The organism is Marinobacter sp. (assembly GCF_040904845.1).
Lineage (GTDB): Bacteria > Pseudomonadota > Gammaproteobacteria > Pseudomonadales > Oleiphilaceae > Marinobacter.
In genome coordinates, this window is record NZ_JBBDSR010000070.1 from 86,318 (window position 1) to 104,458 (window position 18,141).

Genomic DNA, 18,141 nt, shown 5'->3' on the forward strand with positions numbered 1-18,141 from the left:
ATAACTTCAGGCATATCGAACGCGCAGTCTGCGCCCCTTGATCTTACCTTCCTCCAGCCGTCTCAGTGCGTCACCAGCCACGCCGCGATCTACTGCTACAAAGCATTGAAATTCAAAGAGATCGATCTTACCAACCGATTTGCCAGGCAGCCCGGCCTCACCGGTCAGCGCGCCCAGCACATCACCGGGGCGAACCTTGTCTTTGCGACCACCGGAAATACAGAGCGTGCGCATGGCCGGCGCCACAGGTTTGTCGGGGTTGGCCAGCAGGCGCTCTGTATCACCCCATTGGACCTCTTCACCACGGTGGGATTCCAACCGGGAAATCTTGTGCCCCTGGGACGGAGTGCACAGCGTGACTGCCAGGCCAGCCTCGCCGGCACGCCCCGTTCGACCGACACGGTGGGTGTGTACTTCAGGGTCCCTGGCGGGCTCTACGTTCACCACCAGCGGTAATAACTTGATATCCAGCCCCCGCGCCGCCACATCCGTTGCCACCAGGACCGAACAACTCTGATTGCCAAACCGAACCAGTACACTGTCTCGCTCGCGCTGTTCCAGGTCACCATGGAGGGGCAAGGCCGAGAACCCACGATTCCCTAATGCCTCAGCCAGCTCGTCGCACTGCTGCTTGGTGGTGCAAAAAGCGAGGCACGAGGCTGGCTGGTGCTCAGACAGCACCGCGGCCAATGCGTCTGCCTGATGCCCAGGAGCAATCTCGTAGAATATTTCACGAATGTCAGGCTTTTCGACCTGCCCTTCAACCCGAATATCCACTGCGCCAGTCTGGTAACGCTCACTGAGCGTTCGGATACTGCCGGGCCAGGTCGCTGAGAACATCAGGGTCTGACGTTGCGAGGGTGCCCGGCTGATAATATCCTCAACCGCATCCTGGAACCCCATGTCCAGCATCCGGTCGGCCTCATCCAGCACCAGGGTCTGCAACCGGTCAAGAACCAGGGTGCCCTTGCGGAGATGGTCCTGAATGCGCCCCGGCGTGCCAACAACAACGTGCGCACCGTGACTCAGGGAACCAATTTGCGGACCAATGGAGACACCACCACACAGCGACAGCACTTTCACATTGGCTTTCGCCCGCGCCAGCTCCCGCAACGCCTTTGCCACCTGATCGGCAAGTTCCCTGGTCGGACACAACACCAGTGCCTGAACCGAAAACTGTTTCGGCCTGAGTTTTTCAATCAGCCCGATACCAAAGGCCGCGGTTTTACCGCTGCCTGTTTGCGCCATGGCGATCACATCCTTCCCAGCCATCGCCGCCGGCAGTGCCCTGGCCTGAATGGGCGTGGGCTGCTTGAATCCCAGTTGCTCAAGATTGGAGATCATGGCCTGAGACAGACCGAGCTGATTAAAGGAAGACATAAATAGAGAATCCTGAAATGAATAACGCTGGTTATGGCGGAGTCGAGAGTGCGCGTATACTACCTCACCAGTTTAACAGAGTTAGTCATTATTTACGGAGTCGTCGATGGCATCACTTCAGGATCAGTTACTGAAAGCCGGGCTTGCCGATGAGAAAAAAGCCAAGGCCATTCGCAACGAAAAGAAGAAGCAACGCAAGCAACAACCGAAAGGGACGGCCCAGGTCAGCGAGTCTGAAATTCGCGCCCGCAAGACGCGGGAAGAAAAGGCTGAGCACGACCGCCAACTGAACCTTGAGCGCCAGAAAGAGGCCAGCAAGAAAGCCGTTCAGGCGCAGATTCGTCAACTGGTGGAAACCAACCGGCTTGACCGCTCCAGAGGCGACACCTCGTATCAGTTTGTCCACGACCAGAAAATCAAGAAACTCTTTGTGGACACTGCCATGGTTGACCAGCTTTCCCGCGGGCGTCTGGCCATTGTTTTCGTCAGTGACCAGTACGAGATAGTGGCCGAAGGCGTAGCACGAAAAATCCAGGAGCGGGATGAAACGGCCGTTGTCGTGCTGCATGATCGGCACAAGGATGACGTGGGCGAGGATGACCCTTATGCGGGTTATGAGATTCCGGATGATCTGATGTGGTAATTCTATAGTCCCGGTGTTCTGCCCCAGGTTCCCCGGGACTGACCGCCACACACCCATTCTGATTGGGCGAGAACCGGCCATTTGTTAATATAAATAATAATCTATATCATTACGGCAAATTTCAGGGTTTCACCATGCATTCCTCGCCGTATATCACCTCCGCCGCCGTGTCCGGTCGGCTCATCTTTCTGACACTTTGGGTGCTGTGCCTTTCACTGAGCCCGACCGCCCATGCCGGTCAGGACAGCCGGGTGGTGGCTCATGCCCAAGGCACAACCCGCATCACCGGCACGCCCAAACGGGTGGTCACGCTGTTCCAGGGTGCCAATGACACCGCCGTGGCCCTGGGAATCACCCCAGCCGGTGTGGTGGACGCCTGGGCACAGGGTGCCAACTACGACTATCTGGACACTGCCTTGGAGGGCGTACCCCATGTCGGGCTGGAAACCCAACCGAGCATGGAAGCCATCGTCCTGCTTCAGCCTGACCTGATTATTGCCTCCAAGCGTCGCCACGAAAAAATCTACGATCAGCTCTCGCAAATCGCCCCCACCGTGTCACTTGATACCGTGTTCGATGTTCACCAAACCCTGAAAGTGATGGGCCAGGCGCTGAATCGCGAAACCCGGGCACAGGCACTTTGGAGAGCATGGGAGCACCGGCTGACGGACTTTCGCCAACAGGCAGGGGACGCGCTTGGCGAGCAGTGGCCGATGTCCGCCACGGTGCTGAATATTCGTGCCGATCACGCGCGCCTCTACCTGGACAGCAGTTACGCAGGCTCCGTCCTCCACAGCCTGGGGTTCACCCGCCCGACAGCACATCCAAAGAACCAGTGGGTTCTGAAGCTCACCACCAAGGAAAGTATCCCGATCATCGATGCCGATGTGGTGTTCTATTTCATGAAAGACGAGACGGCCGTGCAGGACAACTTTGATGCCTGGACCGACCACCCCCTGTGGGACAACCTGGACGCCGTGCGTGAAGAGCGGGTCTACGCCGTGGACCGGGTGGACTGGAGCCTGGCTGGCGGCATTCTGGGCGCTAATCGCATGCTGGACCAGTTGATCGCTCACTTCGGCCTGGACGAAGAATGATGACCACGCCGGCCAGCCGACTGCTGTTCGGGCTAGCGCTTATGCTGACTGCCTTCAGCGCCAGCCTGGCCCTTGGCCAGACAGCCATTCCTCTGACCACGGTTATAGAGGCCCTGATTCACTTTGACGCCACCAACACCCACCACCTGATTGTATACGGCTCCCGTCTCCCACGAGCGGTGATTGCCACCCTGGTAGGTGCGTCGCTGGCCGTCGCCGGGGCGTTGATGCAGGCCCTTACCCGCAACCCACTGGCCTCCCCCGCGATCTTCGGAGTCAATGCCGGGGCTGTGTTCGCCATTGTACTGGCCACCACCCTGCTGGCGGTATCCGCCATGGACCAGCTTCTGTGGATCGGGCTGGCCGGGGCGACGGTGGCCGGCACGCTGGTTTATACCCTTGGCACTCTGGGCCGCGACGGACCTGGTCCGGTGCGGCTGGTGCTGGCCGGTGCCGCGATCACCGCGCTGTTTGTGTCCTTCACCCAGGCTTTATTGGTGACCAATCAGGAAGGGCTGGACAGCGTGCTGTTCTGGCTCGCCGGTTCGGTATCCGGGCGCAGCCTGGACACCGTATGGCCCACCCTGCCCCTGGTGTTACCGTCGCTGGCCCTGTGCCTGCTGCTAGGACGCCACATGAACCTGCTGATGTCCGGCGATGACATCGCCCGCGGGCTGGGGCAGAACGTAGCCAGGCTGAAGGCCACACTGGGCGTGTTAACCGTGTGTCTGGCTGGTAGTGCTGTCGCGATGGCGGGGAACGTTGGTTTTGTAGGGCTGATTGTGCCTCACATGGTACGGAGCTGGCTTGGCCGGGATCATCGCTGGATCATCCCGGGCTGCGCGGTGTTCGGTGCCAGCCTGCTACTGCTCGCAGACGTGGTGGCGCGCCTTGTCATCATGCCCCAGGAAATTCCCGTGGGTGTGATGACAGCGCTGATCGGCACCCCCTTCTTTATTCACCTGGCACGACGAGGGCTACGCCATGGATAAGCGTCGCCGCCTGGTCGCCGGCCCGGTATCTGTGGCCATCAACCCTCGCACTCTGGCAGTCACCACCCTGCTCGCATTAGCCTGCCTGGCCCTGACGATACTGTCACTGTCCATCGGTACCGTGCTCATTTCGCCAGTCACTGTGATAGAGGCCCTGCTGGGCGACTCCGCCGGCCCTTACGGTTTTATTATCGACACCCTGCGACTCCCCAGAGTGGTTATGGCGTTCCTGGTGGGAGCCGCTTTAGGCGTCTCCGGGCTGATCCTGCAGGCACTGGTGCGCAACCCGCTGGCGTCGCCAGACATCATTGGCATCAGCGGCGGGGCCTCGGTTGCTGCGGTGGCATTCCTGTCATTCCTAACCCCCTATCTTGGCATTCACTGGCTGCCCGTTGTGGCCATCGCCGGTGCCATGGTTGCCGCGTTAGCCATCTATCTATTGGCTTGGCGACAGGGGGTCACGCCGGTCCGACTGGTACTGATCGGCATCGGCCTGTCCGCCGCCATGGGTGCGGCCACCACCCTGATGATCACTCTCAGCCCGATCACCACCACCATGACCGCCTACGTCTGGCTGACTGGCAGTGTTTACGGGTCCGACTGGGATGATGTCCGTGCCCTGGCCCCCTGGGTATTGGTGCTGCTGCCGCTGGCCCTGACCCGCGCCGGTGCCATCGACCTGCAGGAGTTCGGCGACACCGTAGCCAGCGGTCTGGGGCTGGCGGTACAGCGCAGCCGGATGTTATTGCTATTGCTGGCGGTGGCGCTGGCAGGTTCCGCCGTGGCCTATGCCGGTGCCATCGGATTTGTCGGGCTGATTGCTCCGCACATTGCCCGTAAGCTGGTGGACCGGCACTTTTCCGGCCTGGCCCCGGTGGCGGCGATCATCGGTGGTCTGCTGGTGATGATCGCCGACCTGATCGGCCGCACTGTGTTTGTGCCGCTGGACCTGCCTGCGGGTATTTTCGTATCCGCCATCGGCGCACCCTTTTTTATCTATCTGCTGTTCCGTCAGCGATACTGATCAGGAGTTGGCTATGTCTACCCTCACACCACCGTTGGAAAGCCGCTCCCTGAGCCTTGCTTACGAAGATCATCAGGTGATCGGGAATCTGGACCTGAGCATCCCCGAAGGACGCATAACCGTTTTGGTGGGCGGCAATGGCTGCGGCAAGTCCACCCTGCTGAAAGCATTCGCGAGACTGCTCAAGCCTCGGCAGGGCGTGGTGTTGTTGGACGGCCGCGACATCCAGCAACGGCCCACCCGCCAGGTAGCGCAAAGGCTGGCGATCCTGCCTCAGGGGCCCACTGCGCCGGAGGGCCTGACCGTGCACCAACTGGTGCGTCAGGGCCGTTACCCGCATCAGCGCTGGTTACAATCCTGGACGCGGGAGGACGAAGACCGGGTCAATCAGGCATTGAAAGATACCGATCTGGAAGAGCTGGCCCACAGCCCGGTGGACGAACTGTCCGGTGGCCAGCGCCAACGAGCCTGGATCGCCATGACGCTTGCCCAGGACACCGACGTGCTGTTACTGGACGAGCCGACCACCTACCTGGACCTCACGCACCAGATCGACATTCTCGATCTGCTGGCGGACCTTAACCGGCGAGGTCAGAAGACCATCGTGATGGTATTGCACGACCTCAACCTGGCCTGCCGTTACGCTCACCATATCGTAGCCCTGCGGGATGGCACAGTTCACACCCAGGGTCACCCGGACGATGTGGTGACCGAAACGATGGTGCGGGACGTGTTCAACCTGGGCTGTCGCATCATCCGTGATCCGCTGTTCGACACCCCTTTGTGCGTACCCTTTGGCAAGGCTATGGCCACCCAATCCGTTGGAGTCACCGATGCGGCTGACGCTTGACCCTCGGCACCAGGAAGAACTGGCGGAAAAATGCCAACTGATCCCGGCGCATGCCCGCGACCACGTCTTTGCTCTGCCAGCGGCTCAGCTGTTGGTGCCCGAGACCTGCACGGACCTGCTGGACCGGCTAACGCCAGTCATAGGCTCGCCGAACCGATACGTCACCGCCTCCCTGCTGGCCAAACGCATCGCCTTTCTGACCACCGCCAGCGCTCTGTATGCCATGTCTGCTCTGGATCGGGGGCTAAACCTGTCTATCGATAACAGCTTCCTGGAATACCGGCACGAAGACGGGCTCTGGCAATCCCGTTTGCCACTGGAAGACCTGACGGTCTCAACCCCTACCTCCGGCCTGCGTAACGGCTGGCGGGATGGGGTGATCAGTCAGCTGTTTGCCGGGCACCTGGCCCCATTGTGGCGAACTTTTCGCGCCGTTTCCCGGGTGCCACTTCCCGTGCTCTGGGAAAACACCGCCGTGCGGGTCTACTCCCTGTATGAGCGACGGATGGCCAACCACGCCTGCCCCGAAACCCGGCAACGCATCACCCAAGACTTCGACTACCTTGTGCACCGTGCCCCTGAGGACCTCTTTGGTACCGGTTACAACCCGCTCAAACGCTACTTTGATCCAAGACCGGCTTGCACGGATAGCACCGTGCGCCTTCGCAAGACCTGCTGCTTTTACTACCGGGCCACGCAGCCCATCAAATATTGCTCCACCTGCCCTCTACCCCAGGCCTGGTCCAACGAAGGCACCGGACAATAGCGGGCATTATTCGTGACAAGCATTACGATTTGCTAACAATTCTCATTCAATATAAAATCCTGGCCGATTTCACGACATCCAATAACCCAAAACTCAATCCAGGATCTCTCACATGGCATTGAAACCTCAAAGCTTTGGCATCGCAATCTTGTCTCTCGCGGTTGCCACCGCATCTGCCCAGACAGCTGAACGCAAAACACTGGACGAACTGGTGGTGAGCTCCAGTCGGTCAGGAACGCAGATTGACGACTCGCCTCAGGTGGTGACGGTAATCAGCCGTGAGCAGATCGAGCAGCAACTCAATCTATCATCGGATTCCTCCCGCGCACTCGCCAATTTGCTGCCGTCCTATACCCCGAACCGGGAAAAAATGACCGGTTCCGGTGAAACGTTCCGTGGCCGCAAAGCACTGTTCCTGATCGACGGCGTGCCCCAGTCAAACCCGCTGCGCAGCACCGGGCGCGCCACCCACACCATCGACCTGTCGATGGTGGAGCGTATTGAGGTGATTCACGGGGCCAACGCCATTCACGGCCTGGGTGCCCCCGGCGGCATCATCAATTTCATCACCCGCCGCCCCTCGAGCGATCAAGTACGCCAGCACGCCAGCATTCAGGGCACGGCACCGACCGATGACCCCGACTCCGACACGCTGGGCTACAAGCTCAACTACCGCGTTGAAGGCACCCGTGAGGACTTCGAATACCTGGTAGGTGCCAGCTACGAGGAACAGGGTGCCTACACTGACGCCGACGGTGACCTGGTGGGCGTGGACAACACCCAGGGTGATCTGATGAATTCACGCGCCTACGACGTGTTCGCCAAGCTGGGTTACTGGATCGACAACAACCAGAATGTGGAATTCGAGATCAACCGTTACGACATTACCGGCAAACAGGACTATGTCAGCGTGAATGGTGACCGCGCCGCCGGCATCCCCACCACCTCCGTGAAGGGCGATCCCGAGGGCAAGGCTCCCCGCAACCAGGTACTGACCACCAGCGTTAAGTATCAACACGATGACCTCTACGACATGGTGTTCAACGCTCAAGCTTACAGCCAGCAGTTCGAGGGTCGCTTCGGTGCGACACTCACCCCGACGTTCCAGGACGAATCTATTGCGCCGGACGGCACTCTGTTCGACCAGTCACAGGCGGAATCCGACAAACTGGGGGCCAAGTTCACCCTGACCAAAGCAGGCCTGCTGGATGATCACCTGAAGCTCACCGGCGGCCTTGACCTTCTCAAGGATACCACCGCCCAAACCCTGGTCCTGACCAACCGCAGTTGGGTACCGGAAACCGACTTCTTCAATTACGCGCCCTTCCTTCAGGCTGAGATCAAGCCCGTTGATAACCTGATTTTGAACACCGGCGTGCGACATGAAATTGCCGAGCTGGATGTCGACACCTTCCAGACCCTCTCCTCCGCCAATGGCGTGACCGTTGACGGTGGCAACCCGGACTTCGAGGAAACTCTCTTCAACGCCGGTGTGGTCTATAAGCCGATGACCTGGCTCAGCGTGTTTGCCAACTACGCCGAAGGGTTCGGCATGGCAGATGTGGGCCGGGTACTTCGAGGCATCGATCAGGAAAACCAGGACGTGGATGAGTTTCTGGACCTGCAGCCGGTCGTCACCGAAAACCGTGAAATTGGCTTTCGCATCGACTACCACCCGGTGGATTTTGAGCTGAGCTATTACGAATCGGACTCTGAACTCGGATCGCGACTGGAATTGATTGATGGCACCTACTTCGTCAGACGAGAGAAAACCGAGATTGACGGTTATGAAGCCACTCTCGGCATCGACGCGCACGAGCAGCACCGGGTGGAACTGGCCTATTCCCGCATCAACGGTGAGTTCGACAGCAACCAGGACGGCAGCGTGGACAGCAAACTGGACGGCCTCAACATTCCGCCCAACCGCCTGACCGCCAAGTGGCGCGCGCAGTGGAGCAGCAAGCTGGATTCCCAGATTCAAGCCAGCCACGCTTTTGACCGCAGCTTCGAAGAGCCTGAAAAGGAATTTGACGGTTACACCCTCGTTGACGCCTCCGTGGGCTATCAGCTACCTACCGGCAAGGTTAATCTGGCCGTGGCTAATCTGTTCAACGAAGATTACATCACCTATTACTCCCAGAGCGCCCAGGTAAACGATGCCCGCTACTTCAAGGGCCGTGGTCGCACAATGACCCTGGGGTATTCTGTGGACTTCTAACCGCCTGAGAAACAGGGTACATAACGCAAAACGCCTCAACCTGGAGAATTCAGGTTGAGGCGTTTTAACTTAAATTTGGCGCGGCTGGGAGGATTCGAACCTCCGACCGCCTGGTTCGTAGCCAGGTACTCTATCCAGCTGAGCTACAGCCGCTAAAAACGGGTTTGCGAAAATGGCGCGGCTGGGAGGATTCGAACCTCCGACCGCCTGGTTCGTAGCCAGGTACTCTATCCAGCTGAGCTACAGCCGCACTTTCATTCGCAATGGTTGAATGCAACTTCAACCTGCTCTCATTTTCTTCGAAAAGAAATGGCGGAGAGGGAGGGATTCGAACCCTCGGTACGATTGCTCGTACGGTTCCTTAGCAGGGAACTGGTTTCAGCCACTCACCCACCTCTCCTTGAGAACGGGGCGTATACTACCATAATTTTTCTGTTTTCATAGGGTTGACATAAGTTTTTTGCCACCCATTCTGGCCGTGCATAAAAAAGCCGTTCAGGTTGTCCCGGAACGGCTTTTCAGGTTTCTCAACTATTGCCAGGTTCCGGCCCCTCAGAGTCTTTTTCGCTCTGAATCCGCTGATAAATCTCTTCACGGTGTACTGCCACTTCCTTCGGGGCATTAACACCAATGCGCACCTGATTGCCTTTCACCCCAAGGACGGTAACGGTAATGTCATCACCCACCATCAGAGTTTCGCCAACGCGGCGAGTCAAAATCAACATATCCTGTTCTCCCTTATCCAGAGCTACCTGTTCCGAAAAATAGTGTACTTCTTTGTTATGTTGTAGGGGCACTCTCCGCTCAAAAGACGCACAATCCCTTATACGGGACAACGTGCCCAAAGGCGCAGTCGATGACTCCCTTAGTCAGCAAACCTGCGCGAACCGACCTGTGCTCCGCGTGATCAGGCTTCCTCAACCCCAGGCTTATCCAGCTCGAAGGCACTGTGAAGTGCACGAACCGCCAGCTCGAGATATTTCTCGTCAATCACCACGGAAATCTTGATTTCCGATGTGGAGATCATCTGAATATTTATACCCTCATTTGACAGGGCTTCAAACATCTTGGTGGCAACACCTGCGTGAGAGCGCATGCCGACGCCAACGATACTGACCTTGGCAATCCGGCTATCGCCGCCCACTTCACGGGCACCCAACTCGTTCGCCACGCCCTGAAGCACTTCTTTCGCCCGGCTGAAATCGTTGCGATGGACCGTGAACGTAAAAGACGTGCGGTTATCTTCCCCCACGTTCTGCACAATCATGTCGACTTCGATGTTGGCATCACTGATCGGCTTCAATATACGCAAAGCACTGCCGGGTGTATCAGGCACACCGGATATGGTGACTTTGGCTTCGTCACGGTTAAAAGCGATGCCGGAAACGACCGGTTGTTCCATGGCGTTATCATCCTCAAGAGTAATCAGGGTACCTTCACCTTCCTGGAAGCTGGAAAGAACCCTCAGCGGAACATTGTACTTGCCTGCAAACTCGACGGCGCGAATCTGCAGGACCTTTGAGCCCAGGCTGGCCATTTCCAGCATTTCCTCAAAGGTAATTTTCTGCAAGCGTCGGGCGGTGTCCACAACCCGGGGATCGGTGGTGTAAACCCCGTCCACGTCGGTATAGATCTGACATTCATCCGCCCTAAGAGCCGCCGCCAGGGCCACCGCCGTGGTGTCCGAACCGCCACGGCCAAGGGTGGTAATATTACCGCTCTCATCGATGCCCTGAAATCCAGCCACAACCACAACACTGCCAGCGTCCAGGTCTTCCCGCATACGCTGCTCATCAATCTGTTTGATGCGCGCCTTGGTGTGGGCACTGTCGGTCACGATGCGCACCTGCGACCCGGTGTAGGAGCGGGCACTGCAACCAAGCTTCTGTAACGCCATCGACAACAGCGCTATGGTCACCTGCTCCCCGGTCGAGACCAGCACATCCATCTCTCTGGGCGTAGGCTCTTCCATAATGCCGCGTGCCAATCCGATGAGGCGATTGGTCTCGCCACTCATGGCAGACACCACAACGACCACGTCGTGACCCTCACGGCGGAAGCGGCACACTTTTTCGGCCACCGCCTCAATGCGCTCGGTCGTGCCTACCGAGGTACCACCGAATTTCTGAACCAACAGCGCCATGTTCTTCCCGGTATCCAGAATAGGACAAAGGCGGAGCCGCGCCCCGCCGGTTTCAATTCAAGCAGGCGGAATTATAAACGCCCGCTCACTGTCAAAACAGTTGCTTATGCACTATTTTTTTCAACCCACGCTGGAACGCCTGCCAGCGCCTCCGCCAATTTCGACGGATCGTTGCCACCGCCCTGAGCCATGTCGGGACGGCCACCGCCTTTGCCATCCACCTGGGCGGCGAGGTACTTCATCAGGTCTCCCGCTTTGATCCGCCCGGTTGCTGACTTGGTCACGCCTGCCACCAGGGTCACTTTACCGTCGTCCACGCTGGCCAACACCACGACACCTTCCCCAAGCTTGTTCTTGAGCTGATCCGCGGTCTCCATCAGCGCCTGCCGATCAGCGCCCTCCAGTTCGGAAGCCACCACCTTCAGGCCGGCAACGTCAACGGCTGAACCCGCCAGATCGGTGCCCGCCGAACTCGCCAACCTGGCCTTGAGGGCGGTCATCTCTTTTTCGAGCTGACGGTTCCGATCCAGGGTTTGCTGCACTTTTTCAAGCAGGGTTTCACGGGAGCCTTTCACCAGCCGTGACGCTTCGCGAAGAGTCCGCTCGGTTTCATCCACCCATTCAAGCGCACCGAAGCCGGTCACCGCCTCAATGCGGCGTACGCCCGAGGAAATGCCACTTTCCGAGGTGATGCGGAACAGGCCGATATCACCCGTGCGCGCTACGTGAGTACCGCCACACAGCTCGACGGAGTAGGCGTCAGAACCCATGCTCAGAACCCGCACGGTATCGCCGTACTTTTCACCAAACAACGCCATTGCGCCCTTCGCCTGGGCCTGCTCCATATCGGTGATTTCAGTCTGCACCGGCGTGTTGGACAGGATCTGCTCGTTAACCTGGCGCTCAATTTCCTGCAGCTGCTCTGCCGTCACCGCTTCAAAGTGCGAGAAATCAAAGCGCAGCTTGTCCGGGTCGACCAGCGACCCCTTCTGGGTAACATGTTCGCCCAGCACGCTGCGCAACGCCGCGTGCATGAGATGGGTCGCTGAGTGGTTGCGCTTGGTGCGCTCACGGCGGGCATGATCAATGCGGGCGTCCACTTCCAGCCCGGGGAAAAGCTCACCCTCGAGCACGGTGCCGATATGCAGGTGGTTGTCGCCTTCTTTCCGGGTATCGGTCACCAGAAAACGGCCACCACTCCAGGTCAGTAGCCCGGTATCGCCCACCTGACCACCGGATTCGGCGTAGAACGGCGTGCGCTCCAGAACAATCACGGCTTCATCCCCGGCTTCCGCGGTTTGTTCCTGATCACCGACAATCACCGTCCGAATCGCTTCATGGCCATCGATGTGATCATAACCGGTGAATTCGGTGGTGCCTTCGATGCTCAGGCCCGCCGCGTTATAGTCAATACCGAACTTGCTTGCCGCTCGGGCCCGCTCGCGCTGACGCTCCATGGCCTGCTCGTAGCCTTGGTAATCAAGCGTCAGGCCGCGCTCCCGGGCGATATCGTTGGTCAGATCCACCGGAAAACCGTAGGTATCGTAAAGGGCAAAGATGGTTTCACCGGGGATAACATCACTTTTGAGCTCGGCGATGTCCTGTTCCAGCAAACGCAGGCCTTTATCCAGCGTCTTGACGAACTGTTCTTCTTCCTGCAACAGCACTTTCTCAATCTGCTTACGGCTACTGACCAGCTGTGGATAGGCGTCTCCCATCAACTCGACCAGGGCACCCGTCAGCTTATGAAAAAACGGCTGGGTTGCGCCCAACTTGTTACCGTGACGTGCCGCGCGACGGATGATGCGACGCAGGACAAACCCCCGCCCTTCATTAGAGGGCATGACGCCATCCGCGATCAGGAAAGCACATGAGCGAATGTGATCCGCAACAACGCGCAGTGACGCCTCCGTCGTGGCGACTCCGCCGAGAATGTCGGAAGCCGACTTGAGCAGATCCTGCATCAGGTCGATTTCATAATTGCTGTGCACCCCCTGCAGAACGGCGGTGATGCGCTCCAGCCCCATACCGGTATCCACCGATGGCTTGGGCAGGTTCAGCATTTCGCCGTCAGCGGTGCGGTTGTATTGCATGAAGACCACGTTCCAGATTTCGATATAACGGTCGCCGTCTTCTTCCGGACTGCCAGGAGGCCCACCCGCCACGTCCGGACCGTGATCGTAGAAAATCTCACTACACGGGCCGCAGGGCCCGGTATCGCCCATCTGCCAGAAATTATCCGAGGCATAGGGCGTGCCCTTGTTGTCACCAATGCGCACGATGCGTTCCGCCGGAACACCAATTTCCTTGTTCCAGATGTCGTAGGCTTCGTCATCCGAGGCGTACACCGTTATCCAAAGCTTGTCTTCAGGCAGTTTCAGCCAGCTTTCACCGGTAAGGAAGGTCCAGGCGTAGTTGATCGCTTCGCGTTTAAAATAGTCACCAAAGCTGAAATTACCCAGCATTTCAAAGAAGGTATGATGGCGTGCGGTGTAACCCACATTCTCGAGGTCATTGTGCTTGCCGCCGGCACGGACGCATTTCTGGGAACTGGTCGCGCGAGTGTAACCGCGATCTTCACGGCCGAGAAACGAGTCCTTGAACTGATTCATCCCCGCATTGGTGAACAACAGGGTCGGATCGTCCGCCGGCACCAGCGAACTGCTTGACACAATGGTGTGACCCTGCTGCTTGAAATAGTCCAGAAACGCCTGTCGCAACTCTGCGGTTTTCATAGCCCTTTGATACCTTTCTATAAACCCGAACGGGTTCACGATTGAGAACACATACTTACATGCGCGTGCAAATCCGCTACTCTAGCACACGCTGAGAACAGGAAAAACGTGCAACATCACAGGAGATCCCATGCCCCGACGCTTCCACGACGCCGAGGAACTGCTGCCCCCCGCCACCTTTATCAAACGACTTCTGGCGATCATTTACGATGGCCTGATCTGTATCGCGGTGCTTTTGGTAGCGACCTGGATCTACACAATGATGGCGGGCTGGGTTACCGGCTGGGACCGTTACGAGCAAATGGCTGAGAGCGGCGCACTGGGAGGCGACCCGCTGCTGACTTTCGTGCTGTTTCTGGTGCTCTACCTGTTTTTTGCCTACTTCTGGACGCGCACCGGTCAAACCCTGGCCATGCAGGTATGGCGCATCCGGATTGAAAATCTGGACGGCACCTCGGTGAACTGGACCCAGGCGCTGAAGCGATATGTCACGGCGGCGGCGGTATTTTTCGTGACATTACTGGCGTCCTACTATGTCGGGACACTGACCCTGATCATCACCGTTCCCGCAATGCTGGCGCTGTTCTGGCCCATCAACGGCCTGTCCGTCACCGACCGCTTTTCTGACAGTGTGGTCGTCCAGGTTCCCAACCCTGCCAAAGACTGATCGTTACCCGGCCCGTCGCATCAGTATGGCACCGACCGCCGCATTGATAGCAATGGGCACAAGGATCGCCAGCACCGGATTAAACCCGAAAACCAGGCTCATCGGCCCCAGCAGGTCCTGCATGTATTTGAACAGCAGGCCGACGATCAACCCGGTAAACACCCGAAAACCCATCGTGACCGACCGCAATGGACCAAAGATAAAGGAAATGGCGACCAGCACCATCACCGCCGTGCCCAGCGGCATCAGTACCTTCTTCCAGAACGCGAGCCAGTAATTCGCGGAACTCAGGCCCTGCTCGTCGAGGTAGCTGGCGTAGGTGTATAAGCCGGTCACGGGCAGATTTTCAGGCTTGACGATCAGCACGCTCAATACCTCGGGCGACAGCCCGGTATCCCAACGCTGGGTGCCTTGAACTTCCTGAGTCAGTTGATCTTCAGCCATGACCGTGGTCGCCACATTTTCCAGCTGCCAATGCCCCCCCTGATAGGTTGCCTTTTCAGCGAAACTGGCAGAAAGCATCCAACGCTCAGCATCGAAACGGAACAGCGACACCCCTCTGAGCTCGCCATTCGGACTGACCGCATTCAGGTGCATGAACACATTGCCTTCCCGATGCCAGATACCAGAGGCCGATGCGATATTTTCCCCGGCACCCTGTGCAATCGCCTTCTGGCTCTGGGCCAAACGTTCTGCCGGCGGTGCCACGTATTCGCCGATCAGCAACCCGATAACGACGATGATCAGCGCGGGTTTCATGGCCGACCAGACAATCCGCTTGAGAGATACACCCGCCGCACGAATGACCGTCAGTTCAGACGAACTCGCCATTGCACCAAGACCCACCAGGCAGCCCATGAAGGCACCCAACGGCAGATAATCATAGATCCGCCGGGGAAGTGTCATCATCACGTACCACAAGGCCTCAACGGTCTGGTAATCGTTGCGGGTATCTTCCAGTTCGGCAATAAAGCCGAAAATCAGGTCCAACGACAGCACCACCACCATGACCAGGAACATGGCACCGCCGACCGTTCGCATCACGTATTGATCAATCTTACGCACCGGCACGGCCCTCCCGGGTCAGACGGCGCCTGTAAAGCCAGGCCGGACCAAACTGAAGCCAGAGCCCCAGACCAAGGAAAAGAGCATGCACCCAGAGCATCCCGATCCATTCGGGCACTTTCGAGTCAGCCATCGCATCCCTGGCCACAATCAATAACCCGAGGTACGTGATGTAGACCAGCATGGCCGGCAATAGATGGAAAAACCGGCCCTGACGAGGGTTCACCCGGCTCAGGCGCACCGCCAGCAAAGTGACAATCGGAACAATCAAGGGAAGCGTGAACCGCCAGTGCAACAGAGCACGGTCTTCGGGGTTGTCTGAAGCCATCAGGGCCAGCGTACTTTTGCCTTCATCCGTTTCTCTGTCGCCACCCTCTCCACTCTGGATCTTGAGCCCATAGGCATCGAAGCCGGTGATCTGATATTCCAGTTGTCCAGGCGTGCCCTGGAAACGTCCACCATCCTCGAGGATCAGAAACCGGCTACCGGTTTCCTCGTCAATCACCTGGGAACCGTAGTCCGCCGTGATAATGGTCAGGCCTTCCTGCCCGTACTCCGCCATGAACACGCCTTCCAGCACACGCTTGTTATCACTGAGGCCCTCGGTGTAGGTCACACGTCCGCCGGATTCCAGGTCCTGAAAACGCCCCGGCGCAAGCATCTCGAATTCCGTAGCCTTGCGCTGCTCATTGAAAATACCCTCAACCTGTTTCATGCCCCAGGGCGACACATACAGGCTCAGCGCGCCAACAATCAACATCACCGGAATACTGGCCAACAACGTTTTGCCGAGGATCTGCCGGTCACTCATGCCACAGGCGAACAGCACGGTCATCTCACTCTCAAGGTACATCCGCCCATACGCCAGAAGGGTTCCGATGAAAAAACCCAGCGGCAGGATCAGCTCAAGAAAGCCGGGGAACCGGTAAGCCATGATCTGGAACAGCACATCGGCCGCCAGCTCGCCCGCCGCGGCGTCAGCCAGATACTTGATGAAGCGCCCACTCATAAAGACCAGCAACAGAATGCCGGACACGGCAAGCATGCTGACTATGGTCTGACGGGCAAGGTATCGGAAAACGATGGTCAAAACGTTGTCTCTGGCCGGGATAAGGCGCTGTGGGTAGATTGAAAAAGACGGTGGTATTCTAAGTAACCTGCGGACTGAATGACAGCACTGCAGGTTAAGGAGCTGTCACCGCTTGATAAATCCTCCGGAAACCCCAATGCTACAGGTATTGCTTTCGATTCAGAGAGGCTTACTACGTCTCCTAATAATCCGGGCACCAAAACATCAGGAATCCAAAACCAGGAGTTGTCATGAATTTCAGCCTGAGCACCAAAGCGACCACCAGCATCAAGGCCGATACCCTCGTCGTCGCCCTCCCTGACAAGGGCACTTGGCCGGCCTCAACCACCCAGGCCGATGAGGCACTTGGCGGGCTGATCAAAACGCTGCAACAGGCTGGCGACCTCTCCGGCAAGAACGCAGCGACCAGCATCGTTCCTGTCACGGATCAACCCTGGAACCGTGTACTGGTGGTTGGCACCGGTAGCGACAAGGACCGGTCACCAGCCAGCTATCGCAAAGCGCTGATCGCGATGGTGGGACAACTCAAGGATGGCCCGTCAAAATCAGCGTTGATCGCCCTGGCCGACACATCGGTTACCGGCGAGGACGCCGTCAGCTCCGAGAGTGCTCGCCTGAGCCTGATTGGCCGCACACTTGAGGAACAACTTTACACTTTCACCGAATTCAAGAGCGAAAAGCCGCCCGCGAGCAAACTTAATAAAGTGACTGTGGCGGCCTCCGGTACCGGCAAGGCACTCAAAGATGCCTTTAACCTTGGCCTGGCCACCGGCCGCGGCATGAACTTCACCCGTGACCTGGGCAATACCCCGCCCAATATCTGCCACCCAACCTGGCTTGGCGAACGCGCGGAACAACTTGCAAAAGATCACGACGTCATCAAGACCGATATCCTTGATGAAAAACAGATGAGAAAACTGGGCATGCACAGCCTGTTGTCTGTATCCGCCGGGAGCGCCCAGCCCGCCAAACTCATCGTCATGGAATACCGGGGCGGCAAAGCCAAGGACAAACCCTACGTTCTGGTAGGCAAAGGCATCACCTTCGACACTGGCGGCATCAGCCTCAAGCCGGGCGAGGGCATGGATGAAATGAAATACGACATGGGCGGCGCTGCTGCCGTATTCGGTGCCATGCAGGCGATTGCGGAAACCAAACCGAACATCAACGTGGTCGCCGTGATTGCCGCCGCCGAAAACATGCCCAGCGGCACAGCAACACGCCCCGGCGATATTGTCACCTCCATGTCCGGACAGACCATCGAAATCCTCAACACCGACGCTGAAGGCCGTCTGGTTCTGTGCGACGCCCTCACCTACGTGAAAAAATTCGATCCGGAAGTCGTGGTGGACATGGCCACTCTCACCGGTGCCTGCATCATTGCCCTGGGCAGCCACGCCACCGGCCTGCTGAGCAACAACGATGACCTGGCCAACGAACTGCTCGCAGCCGGTGAGCGCGCGGGTGATCG

The 18,141-nt window shown here is 58.1% G+C and carries 15 protein-coding genes and 3 tRNA genes; 9 read left to right on the top strand and 9 right to left on the bottom strand.

Translation table 11 applies throughout. The features are described 5' to 3' along the window. Positions 1-6 precede the first annotated feature (6 nt). Positions 7-1,380: an ATP-dependent RNA helicase DbpA gene (dbpA, locus tag WD429_RS09550; RefSeq protein WP_368421947.1), complete on the bottom strand. Its 1,374-nt coding sequence runs from the start codon at positions 1,378-1,380 to the stop codon at positions 7-9. 106 nt (positions 1,381-1,486) lie between these two features. On the opposite strand from dbpA, the gene WD429_RS09555 reads away from it, so the two are divergent. The 7 genes from WD429_RS09555 (at position 1,487) to WD429_RS09585 (ending at position 8,970) form a co-directional block, all read left to right on the top strand. Continuing rightward, entirely contained in the window at positions 1,487-2,023 is a 537-nt protein-coding gene (locus tag WD429_RS09555) for a DUF2058 domain-containing protein (RefSeq protein ID WP_368421948.1), read from the top strand. 134 nt (positions 2,024-2,157) lie between these two features. After that, positions 2,158-3,120 carry an ABC transporter substrate-binding protein gene (locus WD429_RS09560; RefSeq protein ID WP_368421949.1) on the top strand — a complete coding sequence of 321 codons (963 nt, stop codon included), beginning with the start codon at positions 2,158-2,160 and terminating at the stop codon, positions 3,118-3,120. Next, on the top strand, positions 3,117-4,112 hold the full coding sequence (locus tag WD429_RS09565) for a FecCD family ABC transporter permease (RefSeq protein ID WP_368421950.1): 996 nt from the start codon (positions 3,117-3,119) through the stop codon (positions 4,110-4,112). Before WD429_RS09560 ends, WD429_RS09565 begins: the two co-directional genes overlap by 4 nt. Beyond that, on the top strand, positions 4,105-5,136 hold the full coding sequence (locus WD429_RS09570; RefSeq protein ID WP_368421951.1) for a FecCD family ABC transporter permease: 1,032 nt from the start codon (positions 4,105-4,107) through the stop codon (positions 5,134-5,136). The genes WD429_RS09565 and WD429_RS09570 overlap by 8 nt, the downstream gene beginning before the upstream one ends. Positions 5,137-5,149: 13 nt before the next feature. Then, on the top strand, positions 5,150-5,986 hold the full coding sequence (locus WD429_RS09575; protein ID WP_368421952.1) for an ABC transporter ATP-binding protein: 837 nt from the start codon (positions 5,150-5,152) through the stop codon (positions 5,984-5,986). Then, entirely contained in the window at positions 5,970-6,752 is a 783-nt protein-coding gene (locus WD429_RS09580) for an IucA/IucC family C-terminal-domain containing protein (RefSeq protein WP_368421953.1), read from the top strand. Before WD429_RS09575 ends, WD429_RS09580 begins: the two co-directional genes overlap by 17 nt. Positions 6,753-6,864: 112 nt before the next feature. Further along, positions 6,865-8,970 (top strand): TonB-dependent receptor, encoded by a 2,106-nt coding sequence (locus WD429_RS09585; RefSeq protein WP_368421954.1) that lies wholly within the window; start codon positions 6,865-6,867, stop codon positions 8,968-8,970. Positions 8,971-9,046: 76 nt separating this feature from the next. Here the strand turns inward: WD429_RS09585 and WD429_RS09590 are convergent. From WD429_RS09590 to alaS, 6 genes are all read right to left on the bottom strand, one after another. Next, positions 9,047-9,123: transfer RNA gene (locus WD429_RS09590), tRNA-Arg, on the bottom strand. Between the two features lie 20 nt (positions 9,124-9,143). Next, positions 9,144-9,220, bottom strand: a tRNA-Arg gene (locus tag WD429_RS09595). 60 nt (positions 9,221-9,280) lie between these two features. Next, positions 9,281-9,370, bottom strand: a tRNA-Ser gene (locus WD429_RS09600). 127 nt (positions 9,371-9,497) lie between these two features. Continuing rightward, complete coding sequence (gene csrA, locus WD429_RS09605) at positions 9,498-9,695, bottom strand: carbon storage regulator CsrA (RefSeq protein ID WP_248184444.1); 198 nt, start codon at positions 9,693-9,695, stop codon at positions 9,498-9,500. A 182-nt stretch (positions 9,696-9,877) separates the two neighbouring features. Continuing rightward, positions 9,878-11,113, bottom strand: coding sequence for an aspartate kinase (locus WD429_RS09610; RefSeq protein WP_368421955.1), 1,236 nt, complete (start codon positions 11,111-11,113; stop codon positions 9,878-9,880). A gap of 104 nt (positions 11,114-11,217) precedes the next feature. Then, the gene (gene alaS / locus WD429_RS09615) at positions 11,218-13,848 is read right to left on the bottom strand and encodes an alanine--tRNA ligase (RefSeq protein WP_368421956.1); all 2,631 of its coding nucleotides are present in this window, start codon (positions 13,846-13,848) and stop codon (positions 11,218-11,220) included. A 130-nt stretch (positions 13,849-13,978) separates the two neighbouring features. Here alaS and WD429_RS09620 point away from each other — a divergent pair, with 130 nt between their 5' ends. Then, a complete protein-coding gene (locus tag WD429_RS09620) occupies positions 13,979-14,515 on the top strand; it encodes an RDD family protein (RefSeq protein ID WP_368421957.1) in 537 nt (178 codons plus the stop codon). A 3-nt stretch (positions 14,516-14,518) separates the two neighbouring features. On the opposite strand, the gene lptG is transcribed toward WD429_RS09620, so the two are convergent. Further along, positions 14,519-15,580 carry an LPS export ABC transporter permease LptG gene (gene lptG / locus WD429_RS09625; RefSeq protein WP_368421958.1) on the bottom strand — a complete coding sequence of 354 codons (1,062 nt, stop codon included), beginning with the start codon at positions 15,578-15,580 and terminating at the stop codon, positions 14,519-14,521. Beyond that, the gene (gene lptF, locus WD429_RS09630; protein WP_368421959.1) at positions 15,573-16,670 is read right to left on the bottom strand and encodes an LPS export ABC transporter permease LptF; all 1,098 of its coding nucleotides are present in this window, start codon (positions 16,668-16,670) and stop codon (positions 15,573-15,575) included. The genes lptG and lptF overlap by 8 nt, the downstream gene beginning before the upstream one ends. A 230-nt stretch (positions 16,671-16,900) precedes the next feature. Between lptF and WD429_RS09635 the strand changes: the two genes are divergently transcribed. Beyond that, on the top strand, positions 16,901-18,141 hold a 1,241-nt coding region (locus tag WD429_RS09635), incomplete at its 3' end, for a leucyl aminopeptidase (protein WP_368421960.1).

Bases quoted from the DNA above. Each gene is read 5' to 3' on its own strand.
- dbpA (WP_368421947.1), bottom strand. From the start codon at position 1,380: ATGTCTTCCTTTAATCAGCTCGGTCTGTCTCAGGCCATGATCTCCAAT.
- WD429_RS09555 (WP_368421948.1), top strand. From the start codon at position 1,487: ATGGCATCACTTCAGGATCAGTTACTGAAAGCCGGGCTTGCCGATGAG.
- WD429_RS09560 (WP_368421949.1), top strand. From the start codon at position 2,158: ATGCATTCCTCGCCGTATATCACCTCCGCCGCCGTGTCCGGTCGGCTC.
- WD429_RS09565 (WP_368421950.1), top strand. From the start codon at position 3,117: ATGATGACCACGCCGGCCAGCCGACTGCTGTTCGGGCTAGCGCTTATG.
- WD429_RS09570 (WP_368421951.1), top strand. From the start codon at position 4,105: ATGGATAAGCGTCGCCGCCTGGTCGCCGGCCCGGTATCTGTGGCCATC.
- WD429_RS09575 (WP_368421952.1), top strand. From the start codon at position 5,150: ATGTCTACCCTCACACCACCGTTGGAAAGCCGCTCCCTGAGCCTTGCT.
- WD429_RS09580 (WP_368421953.1), top strand. From the start codon at position 5,970: ATGCGGCTGACGCTTGACCCTCGGCACCAGGAAGAACTGGCGGAAAAA.
- WD429_RS09585 (WP_368421954.1), top strand. From the start codon at position 6,865: ATGGCATTGAAACCTCAAAGCTTTGGCATCGCAATCTTGTCTCTCGCG.
- csrA (WP_248184444.1), bottom strand. From the start codon at position 9,695: ATGTTGATTTTGACTCGCCGCGTTGGCGAAACTCTGATGGTGGGTGAT.
- WD429_RS09610 (WP_368421955.1), bottom strand. From the start codon at position 11,113: ATGGCGCTGTTGGTTCAGAAATTCGGTGGTACCTCGGTAGGCACGACC.
- alaS (WP_368421956.1), bottom strand. From the start codon at position 13,848: ATGAAAACCGCAGAGTTGCGACAGGCGTTTCTGGACTATTTCAAGCAG.
- WD429_RS09620 (WP_368421957.1), top strand. From the start codon at position 13,979: ATGCCCCGACGCTTCCACGACGCCGAGGAACTGCTGCCCCCCGCCACC.